General features: G+C 72.1%; 24 protein-coding genes and 1 tRNA gene. 11 read left to right on the top strand and 14 right to left on the bottom strand.

Annotation, left to right across the window (positions count from 1 at the left end):
• Positions 1-102: 102 nt before the first annotated feature.
• Positions 103-1,452, top strand: coding sequence for an MFS transporter (locus tag HQQ85_RS08880; protein WP_173182160.1), 1,350 nt, complete (start codon positions 103-105; stop codon positions 1,450-1,452).
• Positions 1,453-1,515: 63 nt separating this feature from the next.
• Here the strand turns inward: HQQ85_RS08880 and crcB are convergent, their stop codons facing one another.
• From crcB to HQQ85_RS08855, 5 genes are all read right to left on the bottom strand, one after another.
• Complete coding sequence (gene crcB / locus HQQ85_RS08875; RefSeq protein ID WP_173182159.1) at positions 1,516-1,899, bottom strand: fluoride efflux transporter CrcB; 384 nt, start codon at positions 1,897-1,899, stop codon at positions 1,516-1,518.
• Positions 1,896-2,366 (bottom strand): CrcB family protein, encoded by a 471-nt coding sequence (locus tag HQQ85_RS08870; protein WP_173182158.1) that lies wholly within the window; start codon positions 2,364-2,366, stop codon positions 1,896-1,898. The genes crcB and HQQ85_RS08870 overlap by 4 nt, the downstream gene beginning before the upstream one ends.
• 53 nt (positions 2,367-2,419) lie before the next feature.
• Positions 2,420-3,091 carry a copper resistance CopC family protein gene (locus HQQ85_RS08865; protein ID WP_173182157.1) on the bottom strand — a complete coding sequence of 224 codons (672 nt, stop codon included), beginning with the start codon at positions 3,089-3,091 and terminating at the stop codon, positions 2,420-2,422.
• Complete coding sequence (locus HQQ85_RS08860; protein ID WP_173182156.1) at positions 3,088-3,858, bottom strand: YcnI family protein; 771 nt, start codon at positions 3,856-3,858, stop codon at positions 3,088-3,090. The genes HQQ85_RS08865 and HQQ85_RS08860 overlap by 4 nt, the downstream gene beginning before the upstream one ends.
• Positions 3,859-3,929: 71 nt before the next feature.
• Positions 3,930-4,625 carry a hypothetical protein gene (locus HQQ85_RS08855; RefSeq protein ID WP_173182155.1) on the bottom strand — a complete coding sequence of 232 codons (696 nt, stop codon included), beginning with the start codon at positions 4,623-4,625 and terminating at the stop codon, positions 3,930-3,932.
• A gap of 285 nt (positions 4,626-4,910) precedes the next feature.
• Between HQQ85_RS08855 and HQQ85_RS08850 the strand changes: the two genes are divergently transcribed.
• Together HQQ85_RS08850 and HQQ85_RS08845 are read left to right on the top strand one after the other, a co-directional pair.
• Positions 4,911-5,885, top strand: coding sequence for a sigma-70 family RNA polymerase sigma factor (locus tag HQQ85_RS08850; RefSeq protein WP_173182154.1), 975 nt, complete (start codon positions 4,911-4,913; stop codon positions 5,883-5,885).
• A 102-nt stretch (positions 5,886-5,987) separates the two neighbouring features.
• The gene (locus tag HQQ85_RS08845; protein ID WP_173182153.1) at positions 5,988-8,585 is read left to right on the top strand and encodes an excinuclease ABC subunit UvrA; all 2,598 of its coding nucleotides are present in this window, start codon (positions 5,988-5,990) and stop codon (positions 8,583-8,585) included.
• A 45-nt stretch (positions 8,586-8,630) separates the two neighbouring features.
• On the opposite strand, the gene HQQ85_RS08840 is transcribed toward HQQ85_RS08845, so the two are convergent.
• The 8 genes from HQQ85_RS08840 to HQQ85_RS08805 are packed head-to-tail and all read right to left on the bottom strand — an operon-like array spanning position 8,631 to position 16,618.
• Positions 8,631-9,944: an APC family permease gene (locus HQQ85_RS08840; protein ID WP_173182152.1), complete on the bottom strand. Its 1,314-nt coding sequence runs from the start codon at positions 9,942-9,944 to the stop codon at positions 8,631-8,633.
• A 46-nt stretch (positions 9,945-9,990) separates the two neighbouring features.
• On the bottom strand, positions 9,991-11,349 hold the full coding sequence (locus tag HQQ85_RS08835; protein ID WP_173182151.1) for an SGNH/GDSL hydrolase family protein: 1,359 nt from the start codon (positions 11,347-11,349) through the stop codon (positions 9,991-9,993).
• A gap of 30 nt (positions 11,350-11,379) precedes the next feature.
• Positions 11,380-12,240, bottom strand: a complete 861-nt coding sequence (locus HQQ85_RS08830; protein WP_173182150.1) for a prenyltransferase — start codon at positions 12,238-12,240, stop codon at positions 11,380-11,382.
• On the bottom strand, positions 12,237-12,560 hold the full coding sequence (locus HQQ85_RS08825) for a lycopene cyclase domain-containing protein (RefSeq protein ID WP_173182149.1): 324 nt from the start codon (positions 12,558-12,560) through the stop codon (positions 12,237-12,239). The genes HQQ85_RS08830 and HQQ85_RS08825 overlap by 4 nt, the downstream gene beginning before the upstream one ends.
• A complete protein-coding gene (locus tag HQQ85_RS08820) occupies positions 12,557-12,880 on the bottom strand; it encodes a lycopene cyclase domain-containing protein (protein WP_173182148.1) in 324 nt (107 codons plus the stop codon). The genes HQQ85_RS08825 and HQQ85_RS08820 overlap by 4 nt, the downstream gene beginning before the upstream one ends.
• A gap of 12 nt (positions 12,881-12,892) precedes the next feature.
• Entirely contained in the window at positions 12,893-14,629 is a 1,737-nt protein-coding gene (gene crtI / locus HQQ85_RS21005) for a phytoene desaturase family protein (RefSeq protein WP_173182147.1), read from the bottom strand.
• A complete protein-coding gene (locus tag HQQ85_RS21000) occupies positions 14,626-15,543 on the bottom strand; it encodes a squalene/phytoene synthase family protein (RefSeq protein WP_173182146.1) in 918 nt (305 codons plus the stop codon). Before HQQ85_RS21000 ends, crtI begins: the two co-directional genes overlap by 4 nt.
• Before the next feature lie 4 nt (positions 15,544-15,547).
• Positions 15,548-16,618: a polyprenyl synthetase family protein gene (locus HQQ85_RS08805; protein WP_371741823.1), complete on the bottom strand. Its 1,071-nt coding sequence runs from the start codon at positions 16,616-16,618 to the stop codon at positions 15,548-15,550.
• Positions 16,619-16,663: 45 nt separating this feature from the next.
• Between HQQ85_RS08805 and idi the strand changes: the two genes are divergently transcribed.
• Complete coding sequence (gene idi, locus HQQ85_RS08800; RefSeq protein WP_173182145.1) at positions 16,664-17,197, top strand: isopentenyl-diphosphate Delta-isomerase; 534 nt, start codon at positions 16,664-16,666, stop codon at positions 17,195-17,197.
• Between the two features lie 79 nt (positions 17,198-17,276).
• Positions 17,277-18,707 carry an alanine--tRNA ligase-related protein gene (locus HQQ85_RS08795; protein WP_173182144.1) on the top strand — a complete coding sequence of 477 codons (1,431 nt, stop codon included), beginning with the start codon at positions 17,277-17,279 and terminating at the stop codon, positions 18,705-18,707.
• Between the two features lie 4 nt (positions 18,708-18,711).
• Here HQQ85_RS08795 and dcd read toward each other — a convergent pair whose 3' ends face one another.
• The gene (dcd, locus tag HQQ85_RS08790) at positions 18,712-19,317 is read right to left on the bottom strand and encodes a dCTP deaminase (protein WP_173182143.1); all 606 of its coding nucleotides are present in this window, start codon (positions 19,315-19,317) and stop codon (positions 18,712-18,714) included.
• 46 nt (positions 19,318-19,363) lie between these two features.
• Here dcd and HQQ85_RS08785 point away from each other — a divergent pair.
• The 6 genes from HQQ85_RS08785 to HQQ85_RS08760 all read left to right on the top strand — a co-directional run bounded on the left by HQQ85_RS08785 (position 19,364) and on the right by HQQ85_RS08760 (position 22,858).
• A tRNA-Gly gene (locus tag HQQ85_RS08785) sits at positions 19,364-19,434 on the top strand.
• A 22-nt stretch (positions 19,435-19,456) separates the two neighbouring features.
• Positions 19,457-19,843 (top strand): hypothetical protein, encoded by a 387-nt coding sequence (locus HQQ85_RS08780; protein WP_173182142.1) that lies wholly within the window; start codon positions 19,457-19,459, stop codon positions 19,841-19,843.
• 9 nt (positions 19,844-19,852) lie between these two features.
• Positions 19,853-20,821 carry a nucleoside hydrolase gene (locus HQQ85_RS08775; protein WP_371741822.1) on the top strand — a complete coding sequence of 323 codons (969 nt, stop codon included), beginning with the start codon at positions 19,853-19,855 and terminating at the stop codon, positions 20,819-20,821.
• Entirely contained in the window at positions 20,818-21,879 is a 1,062-nt protein-coding gene (locus tag HQQ85_RS08770; RefSeq protein ID WP_173182141.1) for an MBL fold metallo-hydrolase, read from the top strand. The genes HQQ85_RS08775 and HQQ85_RS08770 overlap by 4 nt, the downstream gene beginning before the upstream one ends.
• Positions 21,879-22,544, top strand: a complete 666-nt coding sequence (locus HQQ85_RS08765) for a dienelactone hydrolase family protein (RefSeq protein ID WP_173182140.1) — start codon at positions 21,879-21,881, stop codon at positions 22,542-22,544. Before HQQ85_RS08770 ends, HQQ85_RS08765 begins: the two co-directional genes overlap by 1 nt.
• 11 nt (positions 22,545-22,555) lie before the next feature.
• A complete protein-coding gene (locus tag HQQ85_RS08760; protein WP_173182139.1) occupies positions 22,556-22,858 on the top strand; it encodes a DUF2470 domain-containing protein in 303 nt (100 codons plus the stop codon).
• Positions 22,859-22,915: the final 57 nt, after the last annotated feature.

The following is a 22,915-nucleotide window of genomic DNA, read 5'->3' as shown; positions in this document are numbered from 1 at the left end:
GCTTCGGCCCGGCTAAGAGCTCCCTATGACGGGCGGGCGGCGCGAGCATCCTGAGCCGTTTCACGCCACCTGCTGTTCACCGCCCGGCAGTACGGTAGGCGCATGACCGACGGCGCTCCCCTGACGACCACGTCCCCCGCCGCGGTGCGGCCCCAGCGCCGGCACGTGCTCGCCTGGGGCCTGTGGGACTGGGGCTCGGCCTCGTTCAACGCCGTGATCACGACCTTCGTGTTCACCGTCTACCTCACCAGCGACGCGTTCGGCGGCGAGACCGCGGTCTCGGCCCAGCTCGGCATCGCCATGACGATCGCGGGCGTGCTCGTGGCCCTGCTCGCGCCCATCACGGGCCAGCGCAGCGACCGGCGCGGGCGGCGCAAGCTCTGGCTCGCGGTCAACACCTACATCGTGGTGCTGCTGTCGGCGCTGATGTTCTTCGTCGCGCCCGACGCCTCGCTGCTCTGGCTCGGGCTCATCCTGCTCGCGGTCGGAACGATCTTCTTCGAGTTCGCCTCGGTGAACTACAACGCGATGCTCTCGCAGGTGTCGACGCCCGCGACCGTCGGCAAGGTCTCGGGCCTGGGCTGGGGGCTCGGCTATGTCGGCGGCATCGTGCTGCTGCTGTTCGTCTACTTCGGCTTCATCGAGCCGATCGGCGGCTCGGCCCTGTTCGGCGTGCCCTCGACCGACGGTCTCCCGGTGCGGGTGACGGTGCTCGTCTCGGCGATCTGGTTCGGCGTCTTCGCGCTGCCGGTGCTGCTGACGGTTCCCGAGAACCGGCCGGTGACGGATGCTCGCGACGCCCTGCCCCGCGTGGGCATCGTCGAGTCGTACCGCATCCTGTTCCGGCACATCCGCACGCTCTATCGCGAAGACCGGCAGACCGCGTACTTCCTGATCGCGAGCGCCGTCTTCCGCGACGGGCTGACGGGCGTGTTCACCTTCGGCGGGGTGCTCGCCGCGGGATCGTTCGGGTTCACCTCGGGCCAGGTGATCATCTTCGCCATCGCGGCGAACGTGGTGGCCGGGGTGTCGACGATCCTCGTGGGGCTCCTCGACGACCGCTTCGGGCCGAAGCCCGTCATCGTCACGGCGCTGGTGGGGCTGATCGTCTGCGCGGCCTTCGTGTTCGCGCTGCACGAGGGCGGGCAGATCGTGTTCTGGACCTTCGGGCTCGCCCTCTGCGCCTTCGTGGGGCCGGCGCAGTCGGCGAGCCGCTCGTTCCTGTCGCGGCGCATCCCCAAGGGCCGGGAGGGCGAGCTCTTCGGGCTCTACGCGACCACCGGCCGGGCGGCGTCGTTCCTGGCGCCGGCGATGTTCACGCTGTTCATCGGCATCGGCGCCGCGGTGAGCCCGGCGGGCGCGAACGTGCAGTACTGGGGCATCGTGGGCATCGCGCTGGTGCTGCTCGCGGGGCTGCTCCTGCTCATCCCGGTGCGCTCCCGCACGCGCTAGCCGCGGTCAGGCGGCCGTCGGCCGTTGTCAGGCCAACGGCCGTTGTCAGGCCGTCGGCCGTTGTCAGGCCGCCGGGAGGGTGCCGAGCCAGAGGCCGAGGGTCGCGACCGCGACCGACGCCACGAGCATCCCGAGCCCGTTGGCGAGCGCGGCGCCCGGGCGGCGCAGCTGCAGCAGCCGGACCGTCTCGAAGCTCGCGGTGCTGAACGTCGTGTAGCCGCCGAGCAGCCCCGTGCCGAGCACGACGAGCCACTGCTCCGACACCAGCTGCCCGAGCGCGAGCCCCGTCAGAAGCCCCAGCAGGAACGACCCCGTCACGTTGATGATCGTCACCCCGACGGGATAGCTCGAGCGGATGCGCGCCCGTACCACCCCGTCCACGACGAAGCGCAGTGCCGCGCCGACACCCCCGGCCGCCGCCACGGCGAGGAACAGCAGCGGCGTCACCGCGGGTCTCCCGACGCGTCGGAGTCGACGGGCATCCGGTCGCGGCCCTCGGGAGAGCCGAGCGCCGCCCCGAGCGCGATGCCGGCCCAGCTGGCCAGCGCACCGAGCACGACGGTGGCGAGGCCGTAGCCGAATGCCAGCGCGACACCGCCCGAGGTGAGCAGCACCGCGCTGTCGGAGGAGAGCGCGCTGTAGGTGGTGAAGCCGCCGAGCACGCCGGTGCCGAGGAGCAGGCGGAGCGTGCGCCGTCGCCCCGTGTCGGGGCCGTGGGCGGTGAGGGCCTGCAGCAGCATCCCGAGCACGAAGGCGCCCACGATGTTGATGCCGAAGACCGCCACGGGGAACCCGCCGACCGGATGCACGAGCAGCGCGATCCCGGCGCGCAGCGCCGTGCCCACCGCTCCCCCGGCGGCCACGAGGGCCACCGGCCCGGCCCGGAGGTGGTCGGCCCGTCGCGCTCTCGTCACGCGCTCAGGCTACTCCGGCCTCCGCGCCGGACCGGTCGTCCCGGCCGCCCGGCTCAGGCGCTGGGGCGCCGCCTCAGCACGACCGCCAGCACCACGACGACCGCGAGCAGCAGGAGCACGGCCGCACCGACACCGACGAGCACGAGCGGCACCGCCGAGGCGCCGTCGGCCGCAGCTGGCGCAGGCGTCGCCGAGGCGGTGGCCGATGAGGTGGGCGCGGCAGGCGCGGCGGTGGCCGTCGCGCTCGGTGCCTCACCCGGCGTGACCGGCGTCGGCGCCGGCGCCGCGGCCACCGGCCCCTGGTAGTCGAAGGCGTACTCCCCCGACACCGGATGTCCGTCGGAGGAGACCGTCTGCCAGATCACCGTGTACGAGCCGACGGTGGTCGGCGCGACCGCGATGCCGAGCGTGCTGTCGACGATCGATACCTCCCCGCTGGAGACCGTCGCCCCGGCCGGGTCGTTCACCTCGATGGCGATCCCCGCCCCGAGCTCGGTCAGCGGCGGCTCGTTGAAGGTGAGCGACACCTCCGTCAGCGCCTCGCTCACCGTCGTGTCGGCGGCCGGCGTGGTCGACACGAGGAAGTCGTGAGCGGATGCGGCCGAGCCGCCCGCCACGAGACCCGCCAGGCCGAGCCCGGTCGCGAGCACCCCGGCCACCAGACCACGGAGCACGCGCCGGCGCGTCCCGGCGCCCGCCGGGCGCCGGTCGTCCCCGCGCGTCATCGGCCGGCCGTCCCGGCTCCGGCACCCGGACGGCGGCGCACGAGAGCCACCGCGGCCAGCACCAGGGCGCCGGCACCGAGCACGAAGCCGCCGATGCCGAAGCCGAGGCCGAGGGCCCCGAGGTCATCCGATCCCGACCCGGACGCGGTCGCATCCGATCCCGAACCCGCCGTCACCGGCGCCATCCCCGCGTGCTCGTCCGCCGGCGGAGCGTCATTCACGTACAGCACGGGCGCCGGGTGCTCGGGCTCCGATCCGTCGTCACCGAGCGACTCGTCCCAGTCCACGACCGACCCGTCCGAGTAGCCCTGGTGGGCGGGCAGCGCGATCGACCCGGTGTCGGGCACCGGCCCGACCGAGATCGGGAAGAGCTGGAACTCCCCGTCCCCGATGCCCTCGCCGGTCGCGGTCCAGGTCACCGACACCGGGGCCTCGGTGATGGTGGCGTCGCCGACCTCGATCGGCTCGGGTAGCGCGGCCTCCGTGACCTGGGCGGTCCACCCGGGCACGGGCTGGTAGCTGACGCTGGTGAAAGGGGTGCCGGTCGGCAGGTCGACGGTCAGCGAGGTGGTGCTCGCCGTGGCCGACTCGTTCGGCACCTTGAAGGTGAGGGTGGTGTAGCCGCCGGGGCTCGCCTGGCCGGGGTCGACGCGCACGTGCGCGCTCGCCGAGAGGGGTGCCGCGATCGCGAGGGCGAGGGCGGCGAGACCCGAGAGGGTCGCGATTCCGGTCGTGCGGGCACGCCGGGAAGAGGTCTGAGAGGTCATGGTTCCGATTTCGTTCGAAGGAGAGGGGTCGCGAGAGCGCGCGCACCGGCCCTTCGGAACTCGCGACGAGCTCAGAACGACGGATGCGCGGCGAACCCCTTCGGCGGCCCTCGATGCCCCAGGCTTCCGAGCGCGAGCATCCACTCGGTCAGGGCGGGCCCCACGGCGACGCTGAACTGTCGCAGCCGGTGGACCGGGGGTGAATTCTCGGTGACCGCCGCGTGCAGCACGACGGCGAGACGCGCGAGGGTCGCCGTCGCCACCCGTCCGGCGAGCACCCGCACGGGCTGCCAGATCCGGTGCCGGGCGAGCGCGAGAAGCCGCCGGGCCGCGAGCTCGCCGCGGGCCAGCACGAGCACCGTGAGCACCGCCGCGACCGCGTGCGAGACCCACATCCAGCCGGAGTCGTGGGCGTGCGCGGGGGTGGCGGCGAGGGAGCTCTGCAGAGCATCCGGAACCAGGGTCGACACCGCGCGGCCGTGGTGGTGTGCGGTCGCGACGGCGAGGCCGGAGCCCGTGCCGCTGCCGACCCCGAAGAGCAGGTGGAACGCGAACTGGCTGATCAGCACGGCGATGGCGAGACGGGGAACCGAGAGCCGCCTGCCCGCGAGGCCGACGCAGACGAGGGCGGCGAATGCCGCGGCGAGCGCCGCCCCGGCCTGACCGGGCGCTCCTCCCCCGGCCGCGACGTGCGAGAGGGCGGCGAGGAAGAGGGCGATCGCGGCGGCGGCGAGACCGCGTGCGGCCCTCGTCGTCCTGCTCGTCATCCGCTCGCCTCTCCCGCGTGCGCGAGAGGCGCCGCACCCTCGATCTTAAGTCGCGAAACGAACCGGCTCGGCACCGGCTTGACTTAACTTCTGACAGACGAGAAGTTAGACGAACTAGATACATGGCGTTAAAGCCGGCGGATGTCAACCCCCCATGTCCCCATTAGGGGGCACAGACAGAGGCGGGCTAACCTGCCGATACGACCGGGATGAACGCACTGCACCGCACGGCTCGGGTGCAGTCGCAGTGCAAGCGAAGTAGTCGAAGTAGATACGGAGATGAAGATGTCACGCTCAACAGTCACGACCGCACCGGAGATCGACGAGGCCGAGCCGCAGGCACGGCTGAGCGACATCCGAGGCGCTTCCGAAGACCCCGTGAAGGACTACCTGCGCCAGATCGGGCGCACCGCCCTTCTCACCGCCGAGGACGAGGTCGACCTCGGCCGTCGCATCGAGGTCGGCGTCATCGCCGACGCGAAGCTGGCCGAGAACCCGGTCATCGACGCCACCCTGAAGCGCGAGCTGCAGTACCTGGCCCGCGACGGCCAGGCCGCCAAGCGCCAGCTGATCCAGGCGAACCTCCGCCTCGTGGTCTCGATCGCCAAGCGCTACCTCGAGCGCGGCCTCCCCTTCCTCGACCTGATCCAGGAGGGCAACATCGGCCTCGTGCGGGCCGTCGAGAAGTTCGACTACCAGGCCGGCTTCAAGTTCTCGACCTACGGCTCCTGGTGGATCAAGCAGTCCATCAACCGTGCCCTCGCCGACAGCGGCCGCATCATCCGCATCCCGGTGCACACCTCGGAGAAGATCTCCTCGATCACCCGCATGCAGCGCCGGCTGATGATCGAGCTGGGCCGCGAGCCCTCCATCGACGAGGTGGCCGCCGCGGTCGACCTGCCCCCCACCAAGGTGCAGGAGCTGATCCGCCACGGTCGCGACACCGTCTCGATCCACACCCCCGTCGGAGACGACGACGCCGAGCTCGGCGACCTGATCGAGGACACGACCCAGGCCCAGCCGTTCGATGCCGCCGCGGCCTCGCTGCAGCACCACGACCTCTCGGTCGCGCTGGCCACCCTGCCTCCTCGCGAGGCCCGGGTCGTCTGCATGCGCTTCGGTCTCGACGGGGAGGACCCCATGTCGTTCGACCAGATCGGCGACGTGCTCGGCGTCTCGCGCGAGCGCGCCCGCCAGATCCAGCGCCGTGCGCTCGGCATGCTGCGCGACGAGGCACTGCACGACTACCTGATCGCCTGACGACCCCGGCCGACCTCCCGGTCGCATCTCCACTGACGCCCGTTCCCTTCCCGGGGGCGGGCGTCAGCCGTGTCCGGGCGGTTCGGGGCCAGACTGGAGGCAATGACCTCTCACGACGCCCGAGCCGCCCGACCGTCCCTCGATCTCGTGCGGGTGCGGGGCGCCCGCGAGCACAATCTGCAGAACGTCGACGTCGACCTTCCCCGTGACGCCCTTGTGGCCTTCACCGGCGTCTCGGGGTCGGGCAAGAGCTCGCTCGCCTTCGGCACGCTCTACGCCGAGGCCCAGCGCCGCTACTTCGAGTCGGTCGCCCCCTACGCCCGCCGCCTGATCGACCAGGTCGGCGTGGCCGACGTCGACTCGATCGACGGGCTCCCGCCGGCCGTCGCCCTGCCGCAGCAGCGCTCGGGAGGCAGCGCGCGCTCGACCGTCGGCAGCGCCACCACCATCTCCAGCGTGGTGCGCATGCTCTTCTCCCGGGTGGGCACCTATCCGCCCGGCGCGCCGATGCTCTTCGCCGAGGACTTCTCGCCCAACACCGTGCAGGGCGCCTGCCCCACCTGCCACGGCATCGGCCGGGCGTTCGACGTGCCGCTGGAGCTGATGGTGCCCGACGACTCGCTGAGCATCCGTGACGGCGCCCTGGCCGCCTGGCCCACCGCCTGGCACGGCAAGCAGCTGCGCGACAGCCTGATCTCGCTCGGCTACGACGTCGACGTGCCGTGGCGGGAGCTCTCGGAGGAGCAGCGCGACTGGGCACTGTTCACCGACGAGTCGCCGCAGGTGCCGATCTTCACCGACCGCTCGCCGGCCGAGGTGCGCAAAGCGGTCGCGGCCGGCCGCTCGCCGCGGTACATGAGCACCTTCCTCGGCGTGCGGCGCTACGTGCTCGACACCTTCGCGAACTCCAAGAGCGCCCGGATGCGCGAGCGCGCGTCGACGTTCATGAGGAGCGTGCTCTGCCCGAGCTGCGGCGGGCGGCGGCTGAAGCCCGAGGCCCTGGCCGTGACCTTCGAGGGCCGTGCCATCACGGACGTCGCGGCGATGCCGCTCGACGAGGTGGCGCAGCTGATGGGCGTCGCGCTGGCGCCCGGGTGGGAGCCGCTGGGTGCCGGACCGCTGGCGCCCGAGAAGCGCCTCGCCGCCCAGCGGCTGGTGGGCGAGCTGCTCGCCCGGCTCTCCCCCATCACCGACCTCGGCCTCGGCTACCTCTCGCTCGACCGCACCACGATCACCCTCTCCTCCGGCGAGCTCCAGCGGATGCGACTGGCCACCCAGGTGCTCTCGCAGCTGTTCGGCGTCGTGTTCGTGCTCGACGAGCCCTCGGCCGGGCTGCATCCGGCCGACACGACCGCCCTGCTCGGCATCCTGCGCCGGCTGCGCGACAGCGGGAACACCGTGTTCTTCGTCGAGCACTCGCTCGACGTCATCCGCGAGGCCGACTGGATCGTCGACATCGGCCCGGGTGCCGGAGTGACGGGTGGACGGGTCGTCTACTCGGGCCAGCTCGAGGGCCTGCGGGGCGCCGAGGAGTCGGTCACGCGCCGCTACCTCTTCGCCGAGCACGGCGGCGCCGCCGGAACGCCGGCCCGGGAATCCGCCGCTCGCGACACCGGCACCCGGATGTCATTCAGCGACGTGACCCGCAACAACATCGAGGGGCTGTCGGTGTCGTTCCCGCTGGGCTGCCTGACCGCGGTCACCGGCGTCTCGGGGTCGGGCAAGTCGACGCTCGTGAACCAGGCGGTGCCCGAGCTGCTGCGCGCGAGCCTGGCCAGCGAGGTCGACGAGCGGGACGGCGGCGCCGGCGGCGGCGGCGAGACGACGGTCGAGGATCCGCCCGCCGACGCGCTGCTGCTCACCCCGTTGCCCGTGGCCACCGCGGGGCGCGCCTCCGGACCGGCAGAGCGGCTGCGGCGGATCGTGCAGGTCAGCCAGAAGCCGATCGGCCGGACGCCGCGATCGAACGTGGCGACGTACACGGGGCTGTTCGACCGCATCCGCTCGCTCTTCGCGGCGACCCCCGAGGCGAAGAAGCGCCGGTACGCCGCGAGCCGCTTCTCGTTCAACCTGCCGAGCGGCCGGTGCCCGACGTGCAAGGGCGAGGGCACGATGGAGGTCGAGCTGCTGTTCCTGCCGACCGTGCACGCGCCCTGCAGCACCTGCCACGGCGCCCGGTACAACAGCGAGACGCTCGAGATCCGGTTCGAGGGCGCGACCATCGCCGAGGTGCTCGGGCTCAGCGTCGCCCGGGCCCGCGAGCTGTTCGCCGGCGACCCCGAAGCGGTGCGACACCTGGATGCCCTGCTCGACGTCGGGCTCGGCTACGTCGCCCTCGGGCAGCCGGCCACCGAGCTCTCGGGCGGTGAGGCGCAGCGGGTGAAGCTCGCCTCCGAGCTCCGCCGGGTGCAGCGCGGCGACACGCTGTACTTGCTCGACGAGCCGACCTCGGGCCTGCACCCGGCCGACACCGACCGCCTGCTGGAGCATCTGCAGCGGCTGGTCGACGGCGGCAACACCGTGATCATGGTGGAGCACGACATGCGGGTGGTGGCGCAGGCCGACTGGGTGATCGACCTGGGCCCGGGCGCCGGAGACGCCGGCGGCCGCGTGATGGCCGAGGGCACCCCGCGCGAGGTCGCCCGCGCCGAGCAGAGCGTCACGGCGCCCTTCCTGGCGGCCGCGCTCCCCGCCGACTGACCGGCCCCGACCCTGCGGCAGGGCAGGAGGCAGGCGGCAGGCGGCTCAGCCGACGTGCCCGCGACTCCGCCCGACCGCGCGCACCACGAGCCGGCCGAGCAGCCCCACCGCCACCACCGCGGCGCCCGCGACCACCGAGGACACGGGCAGCGTCACCACGAGCACCGCGCAGCCCACCGCGCCGAGCACCTGGAGGGCGCGCGGGTACCGCCGCGCATCCGGAGCCTGGGTGAACGCCGCCGCGTTCGTCACGAAGTAGTAGAGCAGCACCCCGAACGACGAGAAGCCGATCGCCCCGCGCAGGTCGAGGGTCAGCACGATCAGCACCACCACCGCGCCCAGCACGAGCTCGGCGCGCCGGGGCACCCGGTAGAGCGGATGCACGGCAGCCAGCCCCCGCGGCAGATCGCCCTCCCTGGCCATCGCCAGCGCGGTGCGGCCCACGCCCGCCACCAGCGCGAGCAGCGCCCCGAGGCACGCGAGCGCGGCGCCGACCCGCACGACCGGTGCCGCCCAGTCCCACCCGTTCGCGCGCACCACAGCCACGAGCGGATCCACCGACGACGCCAGCCCCACCGGCCCGAGGGCACCCAGGGCGACCGCCGCGATCACGGCGTAGAGCACGAGCGCGATGCCGAAGGCGACGGCGATCGCGCGCGGGATGGTGCGGGCGGGGTTCCGCACCTCCTCCCCCAGAGTCGCGATACGGGCGTACCCCGCGAAGGCGAAGAAGAGCAGGCCGGCGCCCTGCAGCACGCCGTAGGCATCGGTAACGACGGCGACGGATGCACCGGCCGACGCTCCCGCTCCGCCCGACGTCGCACCGCCGACCAGCGCCGGCACCGCCGACACGGCCACGAGCACCAGCACGGCCAGCACCGCGACCACGAGCACCCGCGCCAGCCGCGCGGTGCGGGTGATGCCGAAGGAGTTGACCGCGACCAGCGCCACCACGGCGAGCGCCGCCACCGGCCGCTGCCACGCGGGCGGAACGGCGTAGGCCGCGAAGGCGAGCGCCATGGCCGCGCAGCTCGCGGTCTTGCCGATCACGAAGCACCAGCCGGCGGCGAAGCCCCACCACTCCCCCAGCCGCTCGCGTCCGTAGACGTAGGTGCCGCCGGCCGACGGGTACTGGGCGGCGAGCTGGGCGGACGAGCTCGCGTTGGCGTACGCGACGACCGCGGCCACCAGCAGCGCGACGAGCAGCAGCGACCCGGCGGCGCCCGCGGCGGGGGCGAGCGCCGAGAAGATGCCGGCGCCGATCATCGCGGCGAGCCCGATCACGACGGCGTCGCCGAGCCCCAGCCGCCGGGCGAGGGGTGCGGCGGCGTCGGGCGCGGAGGGCGCTGAGGTGCTCACGCCGGCACCCTACCCGTCCCCCGTGAACGGGTGGCGGAAGCCGGTCTCAGAGGCGCGGCACCGGCACGAGCCCCGCGATGATCGAGTGGCCGCGCGCCGAGAAGTGGATGCCGTCCGCATCCACGTCGGGCCGCAGCAGCGAGGGCTGCAGCGGATCCCGCAGCGCGTAGTCCGCGTCGATCACCCGGTCGATGCCGGGCGGCACGAGCCCGAGCCACGCGTTCCAGTCGAGCCGCGTCCGCTCCTCGGCGGGGCCGAGATCGCGCGGCGGCTCCGTCAGGGCGTACACCCGCGCATCCGGCCACGTGCGCTTCACCGTGGCCACGATCGCCGACCAGTCGCGCTGGATGTCGGCCAGCGGGCGGCCGTGCGCGATGTCGTTCGACGCCGTCCAGATCGTCACGACGTCGGGGTCGAGCTCGCCGTACTCCTGCCACTTCGCCGATCCGGGGGCGAACACGGGCGTCTGCGCCCCTGGCGAGGCGAAGGTGACCGCGGCCGCGTCGTTCGACAGGGCCCACTGCTGCGGCCACGCGGTGGCCTGACCCCGAGTGGGCGAGGCGGCCTCGTCGTAGCTGCCCGGCGCGTTCAGCGAGTGGCCGATGCTCACCAGCACCGGCACGTCGGGGTCGACCTGGTACTCGATCCAGATGTCGAAGTAGCCGAGCGACACCGCCTGCCCGACCGGGCCGGCCGCCGCGAAGCGCTGCGACGCCCCGCCGGTGTCGAGCCACGAGACGCCCGGGGTCGTCGCGAGCGTGGCGCCGGCCGGCGTGCTGAACCCCAGGGCCAGCAGGTAGCTCGTGTGGGCGTCGAGCTCGAAGCGGTCGGGCTCGATCCAGTCGGTGACGATGCCCTCCGCCGCCAGGTTGACCGTGCCCGAGACCCCGACGGGCGTCCCGTCGAACTGGCCGGTGAGCCCGGTGACGGATGCTCCACCCGCCCCGATGGGCGCGGCCAGCTGCTCGCCCACCGCCATGCCCGTGATCGTGACGGGGTCGGTGAACACCTCCTCCGTGTTGAACTGCCAGTTGCGGAGGTGGATGCGGAACGCCCCCGCGTCGGCGCCGAGCTCGAACGGCAGGCGCATGCTCGCGTCCAGCCGGGCCGACGGACTCGGCACCGCCCGATCGATGGTGTGGCCGAAGCTGTAGTCGACCGTGCGCTCGGGGCTGCCGGCCTGGCGCTGCAGGGTGAGCCCCGACGGTCCGGGCCCCTCGGCGGCGAGCGTCGGCTCAGGAGCCGGCTCGGAGGCGACCGCCCAGACCGAGACCCCTGTGGCCACCAGGGCGAGTGCCGCGCTGGCGGCGGCGATGCCGATCAGCAGCCGGGGCCGGCGCTCGGCCGCACCGCGCACGCGCAGACGGGCGGCGCCGATCCGGTCGCGTGCGGGCCTGCGTTCCATCACAGAAGTGTAGGCAGACCTCCGGGGGTGCTACGGACGCAGCACCCAGGTCCAGATCAGCAGCATGGTCACCACGAAACCGCTGAGGAAGTTGAACCAGAGGAAGCGCTTCCACCCCTTGTTGGCGGTCTCCGCATCCTCGTCACGCACCGACCAGTAGGGCACGACGCTCAGCGCGTAGGGCAGCGCGAGCACCGCGGCGATCGGGCCCGGCCACTCCGAGGCGAGCAGCAGAAGCCCGGCCAGCACGTAGCAGGCGAACGCGAAGCGCACGGTCGCGCGCCCGCCGATGACGGTCGCGATCGAGGAGATGCCGCCCTCGCGGTCGGCCACGATGTCCTGCACCGCCCCGAAGGCGTGGCTCGCGACGCCCCAGAGGAAGAAGGCGCCGAGCACCGCCCAGAGCGCCGGGGTGAACACCGCCCCCGCCAGCACCAGGCCGTAGACCAGCGGGCTGACGAAGTGCGTCGACGAGGTGAGCGAGTCGAGGAAGGGGCGCTCCTTGAAGCGCAGCCCCTTCATGCTGTACGCGATCACGGCGAAGACGCTGACCGCGAGCACCAGCCACGACAGCGGCGACCCGACCGCGACGAGATAGACGAGGAACGGGATGTTCGTGATCGCCACGGCCCAGAGCGTGACCTTGTGCAGCGACCGGTCGAGCACCGCGCCCTCGACCCCGCCCTTCCGCGGGTTCCGCAGGTCGGACTCGTAGTCGAACACGTCGTTGATGCCGTACATCGCGAGGTTGTACGGGACGAGGAAGTAGATCGTGCCGAGCACGAACACGAGGTCGATCTCGCGCGTGGTCATCAGGTAACCCGCCGCGAACGGGAAGGCCGTGTTCACCCACGACAGCGGGCGCGACGAGACCAGCAGCTGCCGGATCATGCGCGGCTCCTGGCGCCGAGCAGCAGCCAGAGCGAGGGCAGCAGCACCGCCGCGGCGAGCGCGTAGGCGAAGTCCTCCAGCGGCGCGATGCCGATGAACGCACCCGAGATGCGTCCCTCGTCGTAACCCACGAGGCCGATCGCGATCATCACGTTGTCGAACAGCGCCGTGAGCACGAGCAGCAGGCCGGCCGTGAGACCGAACACGCCCAGAAGGCCCCGGCGGGCATCCGGATGCGCGCGCCGCACGACCACGGCGGCGAGCACCGCCACGACCGCCACCACGCCGAGGAACACGGCGTTCAGGGCCCAGTAGGTCATGACGCCCTCCGCCGCTCGAGAAGGAGCTGCGCGCCCCGGAACACGTTCATCGTCAGGTAGCAGAGCAGGGTGAGGAAGAACAGCTCCTCGACCGGCAGCTCGGGCGCCACCTGCAGCCCGGTCATGAACGACGTCTCGCCGCGGAAGAAGATGCCGAGGCCGATGCCGAACAGGTCCCACACGACGAAGAACAGCACGCCGACCACGAGCACGATCGCGGCCCGGCCGGGCCGGTCGAAGAAGAACAGCCGGAACCGCCGGTCGAGCACGACCATGCCGGTGAGCGACACCAGCAGGGCGGCGAGGTACAGGATGCCCATGCCGGGCGCGCCCTAGAGCGCGAGCGGCTCGGGCAGAGCCGTCGTCGTGGTGTCGCCGTGCAGGCGCTTCAGCACCAGCTCGGCGCTGATCAGGCACATCGGCAGGCCGATGCCGGGCGTCGTCGACCCGCCGGCGTAGTAGAGGCCGTCGACCTTGGTGCTGACGTTGCGCGAGCGGAACATGGCGCTCTGGCGCAGTGTGTGCGCGGGGCCGAGGGCGGTGCCGCGCCAGGCGTTGAGGGTCTCGAGGAAGTCGGCCGGACCGATGGTGCGGCGCACGACCACGCGCTCGGCGAGGTCGGGAACGCCCGCCCAGGTGGCGATCTGCTCGATCACGGTGTCGGCGAGCTGCTCGATGCGGGGGTCGCCGGCGCCGTCGACACCGCCCTTGCCGATCGACGGGTCGGGCGGCAGCGGCACCAGCACGAAGAGGTTCTCGTGGCCCTCGGGCGCGACGCCGGGGTCGGTGGCGCTGGGCTTGCAGACGTAGAGCGAGGCCGGGTCGGGCACCTCGAGGTCGTCGAAGATCTTGCTGAAGTTCGACTTCCAGTCCTTCGTGAAGAACAGGGTGTGGTGCTCGAGCTCGGGCAGCTCGCCCTTGACGCCGAGCAGCACGAGCAGGGCACTGGGGCCCGCGGTGCGCTTCTCCCAGTACGACTCGGGGTAGGTCTGCAGCTCGGGCAGCAGCATGCTCGTCTCGGTGTGCCAGAGGTCGGCGGTCGAGACCACGATGTCGGCCTCGAGCGAGTGGGCGCGGCCCTCCCGGTCGGTGTAGTGCACGCCGCCGACGTGCGGGCGCCCCGCGGCGGGGGTCTTCTCCTCGACGTCGCCCTCGCGGTCGGGCTCGCCGCCCGGCTCCTCGCCGGCCAGCAGGCGGGCGAGCTGATCGCGGTCGATCACGTCGGTGTCATACATGGTCGTCTCGTAGTCGAAGGCGTCGACCGGCTGGGGCACGTCGGCCGCTGCACCGTCGACCGCGGTGACGATTCGCTTCACGTCGGCACCCGTGACGATCTCGACGCCCTCGGCGCGGGCGATCCGCTCGATCGCCGCGATCACCGTGGTGATGCCGCCCTGCGGGTAGAGCACCCCCTCGTCGAGGTCGAGGTGGCTCATCAGGTGGTACATGCTCGGAGCGGCATACGGCGAGCTGCCGAGGAAGACGGCCGGGTAGCCGAGCACCTGCACGAGCCGCGGGTCCTTCACGGTGCGGCCCGCGAAGGAGTTCAGCGGCTCGGTCAGCAGCCGCAGCAGACGCGGCAGACGCTTCAGCACCGGCTTGGCGGTGAACACCGGCCCGAGCTTCTCGAAGGTCGAGTAGAGGAAGTACTCCTTGGCCAGTTCGTAGGTCTGCTGGGCCGAGTCGAGGTAGCCGGCCATCCGCACCCCGGAGCCCGGCTCCAGCGACTCGAAGAGGTCGAGGTTCTTGGCACGATCGGCCTGCAGGTCGATCGGCTGCTCCTCGCCCTCGAAGTACACGCGGTAGCCCGGGTCGAGCTTGACCAGCTCGAGCTCGGCCTCGGCCGTGGTGCCGAAGAGCTTGAAGAAGTGGTCGAACACCTCGGGCATCAGGTACCAGGAGGGGCCGGTCTCGAAGTGGAAGCCGTCCTTCTCCCAGGTGCCCGCCCGGCCGCCGAGCTCGTCGTTCTTCTCGAGCAGGGTCACCGTGTAGCCGTCGCGCGCCAGCAGGGCGGCGCTCGCGAGTCCGCTGATGCCGCCGCCGATCACGAGTGCTGTCTTCGCCGTCACGTGGTCGTGTCTCCCTCGGTGGCCACAGGGGCCGTGGTGGTCGTGTCCCGCTCGCGGGGCAGCCGCCCCACCGCCGCCGCCAGCGCGAGCCGCGCCTTGACCGGGTTCGGCACCCGGATGCGCGAGGTCGCGAGCACCGGGGCAGGCGTCGCGCGCAGCCGGTCGGTGAGCTCCTCGAACAGGCTCTGGGCGAGCGCCACCGCTCGGCGGCTGCTCGTCGGCAGACCGGGCAGGCTCGCTCGCGCGATGCGCAGGTCGTCGTCGATGTCGGCGATGATGCGGATCTTCTCGGCCTCCGTGAACGTGGTCACGTCGATCCCCGGGAAGTAGCTGCGACCGAGCGCGCCGAAGTCCGCCGCGAGGTCGCGCAGGAAGTTGATCTTCTGGAACGCCGCCCCGAGGTGCCGTCCGCCATCGACGAGCACCGCGTGCTGGGCCGGAGTCACCTGTTCGCCACGCAGGAAGGCTGCGAGGCACATCAGGCCCACCACCTCGGCGGAGCCGTAGACGTAGTCGGCGAACGATTCGGGCGTGTGCCGGCTGGCCGAGATGTCGGCCCGCATCGAGCGGAAGAAGGGCGTGGTGAGCTCGTCGCCGAAGCCGGTGCGGCGGGCGGTGAGCACGAAGGCGTGCACGACGAGGTTGGTGCTGTAGCCGCAGAGCAGCGCGCTGCAGGTCTCGCGCTCGAGGGCGTCGAGCCGCTCGGTGATCTCGGCGGTGCTGAGCTCGGCCGAGGCGGCGACCCCGTCGACGACCTCGTCGGCGAGGCGCACGAGGGCGTAGATGTTCTCGATGTCCTGGCGCACGGTCGGAGCGAGCAGGCGCGAGGCCAGCCCGAAGGACGTGGAATACCGCCGGATGACGACCGACGCGGTCTCCATCGCGACCTGGTCGTAGAGGCTCGGCCCGGTCATGGCCTCAGCGTACCCGCCCCAGCACCGAGGCGACCACGGGCTGGAACTCCTGGCGGACGGCCTCGGGAAGGGCGTCGGTGACGAGGGCCTCCCAGGCCCGGTTGGCGAAGTCGCGGGCGAGAGCCTCGGCGAACCGGCGCGATCCGCCCTCCTCCAGCACCGAGCGGATGCGGTCGGCGCCTTCGGGGGTCAGCTCGGGCGAGCCGAAGAGCGTCTCGACCGCGGCCCAGCCCGGCTGCGTCACCGCGTGGGCGAGCAGCACCGTGCGCTTGCCTTCGCGCAGATCGCCCATCGTGGTCTTGCCGGTGTCGCCCTCGTCGCCGAAGACGCCGAGCAGGTCGTCGACGATCTGGTAGGCGATGCCGATGCTGCGGCCGTACTGTCCGAGGGCGTCGACCGCCTCCCCCGAGGCCCCGGCCAGCACGGCACCCGCCTGCAGCGGACCCTCGAAGGAGTAGCCCGCCGTCTTCAGCCGCTCCATGTCGACGATCTCGTCGACCGTCGGCGGCTCGGCACGGATGGAGAAGTCGACGTCGTAGAGCTCGCCGGCGGCCGAGACGAACATCGCCTCGTCGAAGATGTCGTGCAGCCGGGTGCGCACGACGCCCTCCGCGCCGGAGCGGTCGAGCATCCGGTAGCTGTTGAAGAGCGCGAGGTCTCCCGCGATCACCGCGACCGACATGCCGCGGTGCTCGGCGATCGGCAGCGGGATGCCCGCGGTGGTGGCGATGTCGCGGTAGCTGCCCGAGACGTTGGGGTTGCCGCGGCGCACGAAGTCGCGGTCGATCACGTCGTCGTGCACGATCAGCGCGGTGTGCAGCAGCTCGAACGCCGCCCCGACGTGGGCCGCCGCGTCGAGGTCGGTGCCGCCGAGCGCCTCGTAGGCCGCCATCACCATGCGCGGCCGGAACAGCTTGCCGCCCGAGGCGTTGCGCTCGAGGGTCTGCCAGAGGGCGGCGTATGGCGCTCCCAGCGCCCGGGCGCGATAGTGGGAGTCGCTGAAGAACGACGTCAGAACCCGTTCGACGTGCTGCTGCCGGCGTTCCGACACCGCGACCAGATCGTGCGTGTCCACGGTTCGACTTTACATGGCTGTCTTGTAATAAAGGAGAATAGCTAAATGACCCTAGTGAACGAACAGGTCGTGCTGCTCTCCGACGACGGGGCCGCGATCGGAGTGGCCGACAAGAGTGCGGTGCACACCGAGAGCACGCCGCTGCACCTCGCCTTCTCCTGCCACGTCTTCGACGACGAGGGGCGCATCCTGGTGACCCGGCGGGCGCTCGGCAAGCTGACCTGGCCGGGCGTCTGGACGAACTCGTTCTGCGGTCACCCCGCACCGGGCGAGTCGATGACGGATGCGGTGGTGCGGCGGGCCGAGAAGGAGCTCGGTCTCGAGATCACGGCCCTCGAGCTCGCGCTGCCCGATTTCCGCTACCTGGCCATCGACGCCTCGGGCATCGTGGAGAACGAGATCTGCCCGGTGTTCACGGCGCGTGCCGCCTCGCCGCTCCGGCCGAACCCGGACGAGGTGGCCGAGTGGCACTGGGCCGACGCCGCCGAGCTCGGCACCGCGGTGGCGCTCACCCCGTGGGCGTTCAGCCCCTGGCTCACCCTGCAGCTGCCGCAGCTGCAGTCCCTGCCCACGCACTGAGCAGGCGGCGCCGGAACGCCCCCGGCCTGGGGGTCCCGCCGCTCCCCCGCGGCCCTGGGCGCTGTGGGAAGCTGGTCGCATGGACGCCCACGAGATCCGCAACTCCTACCTCGCCTTCCTCGAGACGAACGGGCACACGGTGATCGAGCGGGCCCCGCTCGTGCCCCGGGGTGACACCAGCACGCTCTTCAACGGCAGCGGCATGCAGTCCCTGCTGCCGTACCTGCTCGGCGAGCCGCATCCGGCGGGCAACCGCCTCGTCGACTCCCAGCCCTGCGTGCGCGCCCAGGACATCGACGACGTCGGCGACAACCGGCACACCACCTTCTTCGAGATGCTCGGCAACTGGTCGCTCGGCGACTACTTCAAAGAGACTCAGATCCGGCAGTTCTACGCGTTCCTGACGGAGATCGTGGGCCTTGACCCCGAGAACATCTACGTCACCTGCTTCATCGGCGACCAGGCAAACGGCATCCCGCGCGACGACGAGGCCGCGTCGATCTGGGCGCAGGTCTTCGCCGAGAAGGGCGTCTCGAACGGAATCGCCGAGATCGGCTCGCAGGCCGACGGCGACGCCCGCGGCGTGAAGCCCGGCGAGCGCATCTTCTTCTACGACGGCGGCGAGAACTGGTGGTCGCGCGGCGGCTCGCTCGAGGCGACGCCCATCGGCGACCCCTGCGGCCCCGACAGCGAGGTCTTCTACGACTTCGGCGCCGACAAGCAGGACCCCTCCTACGGCCTCGCCCACCCGGCGAGCGACGGCGGCCAGTTCATGGAGATCGGCAACCAGGTCTTCATGCAGTACCAGCGGCTGGCCGACGGCTCCTTCGAGGAGCTCGCGAAGCGCAACGTCGACTTCGGCGGCGGGTTGGAGCGCATCGCGGCGGCCTCGCTCGGCTCGGACGACGTGTTCCGCATCTCGCTGCTCTGGCCGATCGTGCAAAAGCTCGAAGAGCTCACCGGCCGCTCCTACGACGACGAGACGGCCGCGATGCGCATCATCGCCGACCACCTGCGCGGGGCGACCTTCCTCGCGGTCGACGGCGTGCGCCCCTCGAACAAGGAGCAGGGCTACGTGATGCGCCGGCTGCTGCGCCGCGCCATCCGCCTCGCCCTGTCGCTCGGCCTGAGCGAGAACTTCTTCGGCGAGATCGTGCCGGTCATCGCCGACCTCTACGCGGCCGACTACCCCGAGGTCGCGGCCTCCCGCGACGAGGTCGTGGCCGTGCTGGTCAAGGAGGAGAACGCCTTCCGCCGCACGCTGGAGGGCGGACTCGCCGCGCTCGCGCTCTACGAGGGCCAGACACTGACCGGCACCGAGGTGTTCCGGCTCTCCGACACCCACGGCTTCCCGAAGGAGCTCTCGGTCGAGGAGGCGCGACGCCTCGGCATCGACGTCGCCGAGGACTGGGAGGCCAGCTTCGCCGAGGCGCTCGAGGAGCAGCGGGCGCGCTCGCGCGGAGCGACCCGCCTCGGGGCGGCCGGCCTGCCGGGCGGCGCCGGGAAGTAGGGCCCTACTCCCCCGCCGACCCCTGGGTCAGGGTGGAGACGTCGGTGCGGTGGAAGTTCAGGTGCGAGCGCGAGGCCGTCGGCCCGCGCTGCCCCTGGTAGCGCGAGCTGTACTCGGTCGAGCCGTAGGGGCGCTCGGCCGGGCTCGAGAGCTGGAAGAAGCACAGCTGACCGATCTTCATGCCCAGCCAGAGCTTGATCGGCAGCGTCGCCACGTTGCTCAGCTCGAGGGTGACGTGACCCGAGAAGCCGGGGTCGATGAAGCCCGCGGTGGAGTGGGTCAGGAGGCCCAGTCGACCGAGCGAGCTCTTGCCCTCGAGGCGCGCCGCCAGGTCGTCGGGCAGGCTGACGCGCTCGTAGGTCGCGCCGAGCACGAACTCCCCCGGGTGCAGGATGAACGGCTCGTCGGGCTTCGCCTCGATCAGGCGGGTCAGCTCGGGCTGGTCGGCCGCGGGGTCGATGAAGGGGTACTTGTGGTTGTCGAACAGCCGGAAGTACCGGTCGAGCCGCACGTCGACCGAGGAGGGCTGCACCATGGCCGGATCGAAGGGCTCGAGGCTGACCCGGTTCTCGCGGATCTGGGTTCGGATGTCGCGGTCGGAGAGGAGCACGCAGTCAGTGTATAGACTTGACGCGTTCGCCCGCCGTGGCGGATGCGCGGATGTAGTTCAATGGCAGAACTTCAGCTTCCCAAGCTGATAGCGCGGGTTCGATTCCCGTCATCCGCTCCGAACGGAGCATCATTGCTCCATGGCACTCCCCCTCCGCACCATCGCCCGCGTGGCCCTCGGCTCGGCTCTCGTCTTCGCCGGCACCAGCCACCTCACCTTCGCCCGCCGCGACTTCCAGGCCCAGGTGCCCGAGTTCGTGCCGGTCGACACCGACACCGTCGTGCTCGCCTCGGGTGTCGCCGAGATCGCCCTGGGCGCCGCCCTGGTCGCGCTCCCCGGGCACAAGAAGGCCGTCGGCACCGTCGCGGCCCTCTTCTTCACGGCGATCTTCCCCGGCAACGTCTCCCAGTGGCTGCACGGCCGCAGCGCCTTCGGCCTCGACACCGACCGCCGGCGCGCGGTGCGGCTGGCCTTCCAGCCGGTGCTGGTGGCGTGGGCTCTCTGGTCGACGCGCACCCCGCGCTAGATTGGGCCCGTGGCCCAACGTGTACTGCTCGACGTCGACACCGGCGTCGATGACGCCCTCGCCGTGCTCTTCGCGGTCGCGCATCCCGACATCGAGCTCGTCGGCATCACCTGCGTCGCGGGCAACACCTCGCTCGAGAACGTGGTCGCCAACACGCTGACCGTGCTCGACATCGCCGGCGCTCCCGACATCCCGGTCGCCGCCGGGGCGATCCGGCCCCTGATCGAGCCGCCCCGGGCCTCGCACGTGCACGGCACCGACGGTCTCGGCGACCTGGGTCTGCCCGTCTCCGAGCGGGTTCCGGATGCGCGGCACGCCGTCGATCTCGCCCGCGACCTCCTGCTCGCCTCCGATCATCCCGTCACGATCGTCGCGCTCGCCCCGCAGACGAACCTCGCCCTGCTGCTCCGCCTGCACCCGGAGGTCGCCCCGAAGATCGAGCGCATCCTCTTCATGGGCGGGTCCGCCTCGGGCGGCAACGCGACCGCGGTGGCGGAGTTCAACGTCTGGCACGACCCGGAGGCGGCCGCCGTGGTGCTCGACTCGGGCGTGCCCACGTTCATGTACGGGCTCGACGTGTTCAACCAGGTGACGATCGACGAGCCGGCCGCGCGGCTCCTGCTCGGATCGGAGTCCGCGTCGGAGCGGCTGGCCGGTGCGCTGCTGCACTTCCAGATGGCCGACCCGGAGTCGGACGAGGCCGGGGACCCGGCCGCGTTCGGCGGTCACATCGGCGACGCGGGAGCGCTCTGCGCGCTGGTCGATCCGGGGGCCCTCCGGGTGGAGCGCCATCCGGTTCGGGTGGAGCTCGGCGGGGAGAGCCGGGGCCAGACCGTCGTCGACCGGCGCCGGCGGGTGGGGGAGGACACGGTGCACGCCGGGGGAGCGTCGGCCGCGCATCCGGTCGATGTCGCCCTCGATGTCGACGTGGCGCGCTTCGCCGGTTTGTTCCTCGAGACGATCAGCCGGTTGCCGTGAGGACCACGCCCGTGCCCGGGGTCGAGGCGGTCAGCGAGGACGAGTTCCGCGCCGAGAAGACGGGGGAGGGCCTGCCCCCTCTCGCGCCGGTGCGGGACTGGCTGCACGTGCTGCCCCAGGCGCTCGGATCGACCCATTCGCCCCGCTACACGCTGAGCTACCTCGTGCTCGACGACACGGGCGGGGTGCACGTCATCGACCCCGGCTGGGACTCCGAGGAGAACCGGGCCCGCCTCGAGAGCGCCCTCCACGCGCTCGGCCGATCCGTCGCCGACGTGCGCAGCACCGTCTCGACCCACCTGCACCGCGACCACCTGGGCCTCGCCGAGCACCTGCGGGAGCGCACCGGTGCCCGCATCGTGCTGCACGAGCGCGAGCAGGCCGCCATCGCGCGCCTCGCCGATGCCCGAGATCGGCAGACCCCGGGTGCGGCGACCGCCCGTCTGATCAGCTGGGGTGTGCCGAGCGCCCGGCGCGAGGAGCTCGAGCCGATGTCGATCGAGGTGACCGCCGCGCGGTCCAGCGCCGACGGGCTGCTCTCCGACGGCGACGTGCTCGACGTCCCTGGCCGGCGGCTCGAGGTGCTCGACACCCCCGGTCATACGCCCGGACACATCGCGCTCGTCGAGCGCGACGAGCGGCTGGTCTTCACCGGCGACCATCTGCTGCCGGCGATCTTCGGGGGCATCGGGCTCGGCGGACCGGCCGAGGACGCGATCGGCGACCACCTGGCTTCGCTCGACCGGCTCGAGCAGCTGGAGCCCGGAGAGTCGTATGCCTCGGACGGCATGTATCAGGTGCTGCCCGGCCACGGCTTCCGATTCACCGGGCTCGGTGCCCGAGTGCGCGAGACGCGCGAGCACCATCTCGCCCGCTCGGCGGAGATCGCGGCGCTGCTGGAGCAGAGCCCGGGTGCCACCGTCTGGACGGTCGCCGAGGGCGTCCGCTGGTCGGCCGGCTGGCAGAACCTCCGCCCGTTCCACCGCTTCTCGGCGCTGGCGCAGACGGCCATGCACGTGAACCACCTGCGCCTCGCCGACGAGAAGGGGGTCGGCTGATGCCGGAGTTCGTCGACATCCCCTCGCCCGGCTGGCCGCTGCAGTTCGGCGAGAGCGGGCGACCCGCCGTCGTGATCGTGCACGACGCCTACGGCCGACTGCCGTATCTCGAGGCCTACGCCCGCGCCCTCGCCGGGCAGGGCTTCTTCGTGGTGGTGCCCGACCTGTTCGACGGGGTCGCCACGACCGAGCCCGACGGGGCGGCCGAGCTCGAGGCGCGACTCGACCCGGGCTTCGCCCTGGCGACGCTCGACGACGCCGTGGCGCTGGCCCGAACCCCGGAGGGTGCCGCGGAGGGCAGCCCCGCCCGGGTCGGACTGATCGGGCTCGGGCTCGGCGGTCGCTACGCCCTGCGGCTCGCCCAGCGCGGGGTGGCGGATGCGGTGGTCGCCTACTACGCACTGCTCGGCGACGACGAGGGCGGGGTCATCCCCGCGCCCGTGCTGCTGCACCGCGCCGAGGACACCGCGTGGGCCGGAGGCGCCGACGTCGACGGCTTCGTCAGCCGCTTGAAGGAGCACGGCACCCCGGTCACCCAGCACAGCTACGCCGGAACCACGGCCGGTTTCGCGAACGCCACGGTGCTGCCGCTCGTCGACCGCAACGCCGCCGCGCTGGCCTTCGCGCGCAGCACCTATTTCCTGCAGGCGCAGCTCCTGGACTAGCGTTCGGGACCATGACCGCATTCGCACCCGAGGTCGTCGAGGCGATCCTCCGCCACATGAACGGCGACCACAGCGACGACAACCTGCTGATCGCCCGCGCCTTCGTCGACCCGTCAGCGGAGTCGGCCGAGATGGCCGGGCTGGACGGGGACGGCGGGGTGTGGGACGTCACCACCGCCCGGGGGGTGCATCGCGCATCCGTCGCCTGGCCGGCCGGGGCGATCACCGAGCGCGGGGAGGTGCGGCGGGAGATCGTGGCGCTTTACGACGAGGCGTGCGCGGTGCTGGGTATCGAACCGCGCCCGCATTCATGACGAACTCGGAGACATTCCGGCCGTTCCCTCCGCTACAGTTAGGGCAACCTAACCTCC

This window comes from Herbiconiux sp. VKM Ac-2851, assembly GCF_013205105.1.
Lineage (GTDB): Bacteria > Actinomycetota > Actinomycetes > Actinomycetales > Microbacteriaceae > Herbiconiux > Herbiconiux flava.
Note: the sequence above shows the minus strand (reverse complement) of the source record. Positions and strands in the feature narration are given on the sequence as shown.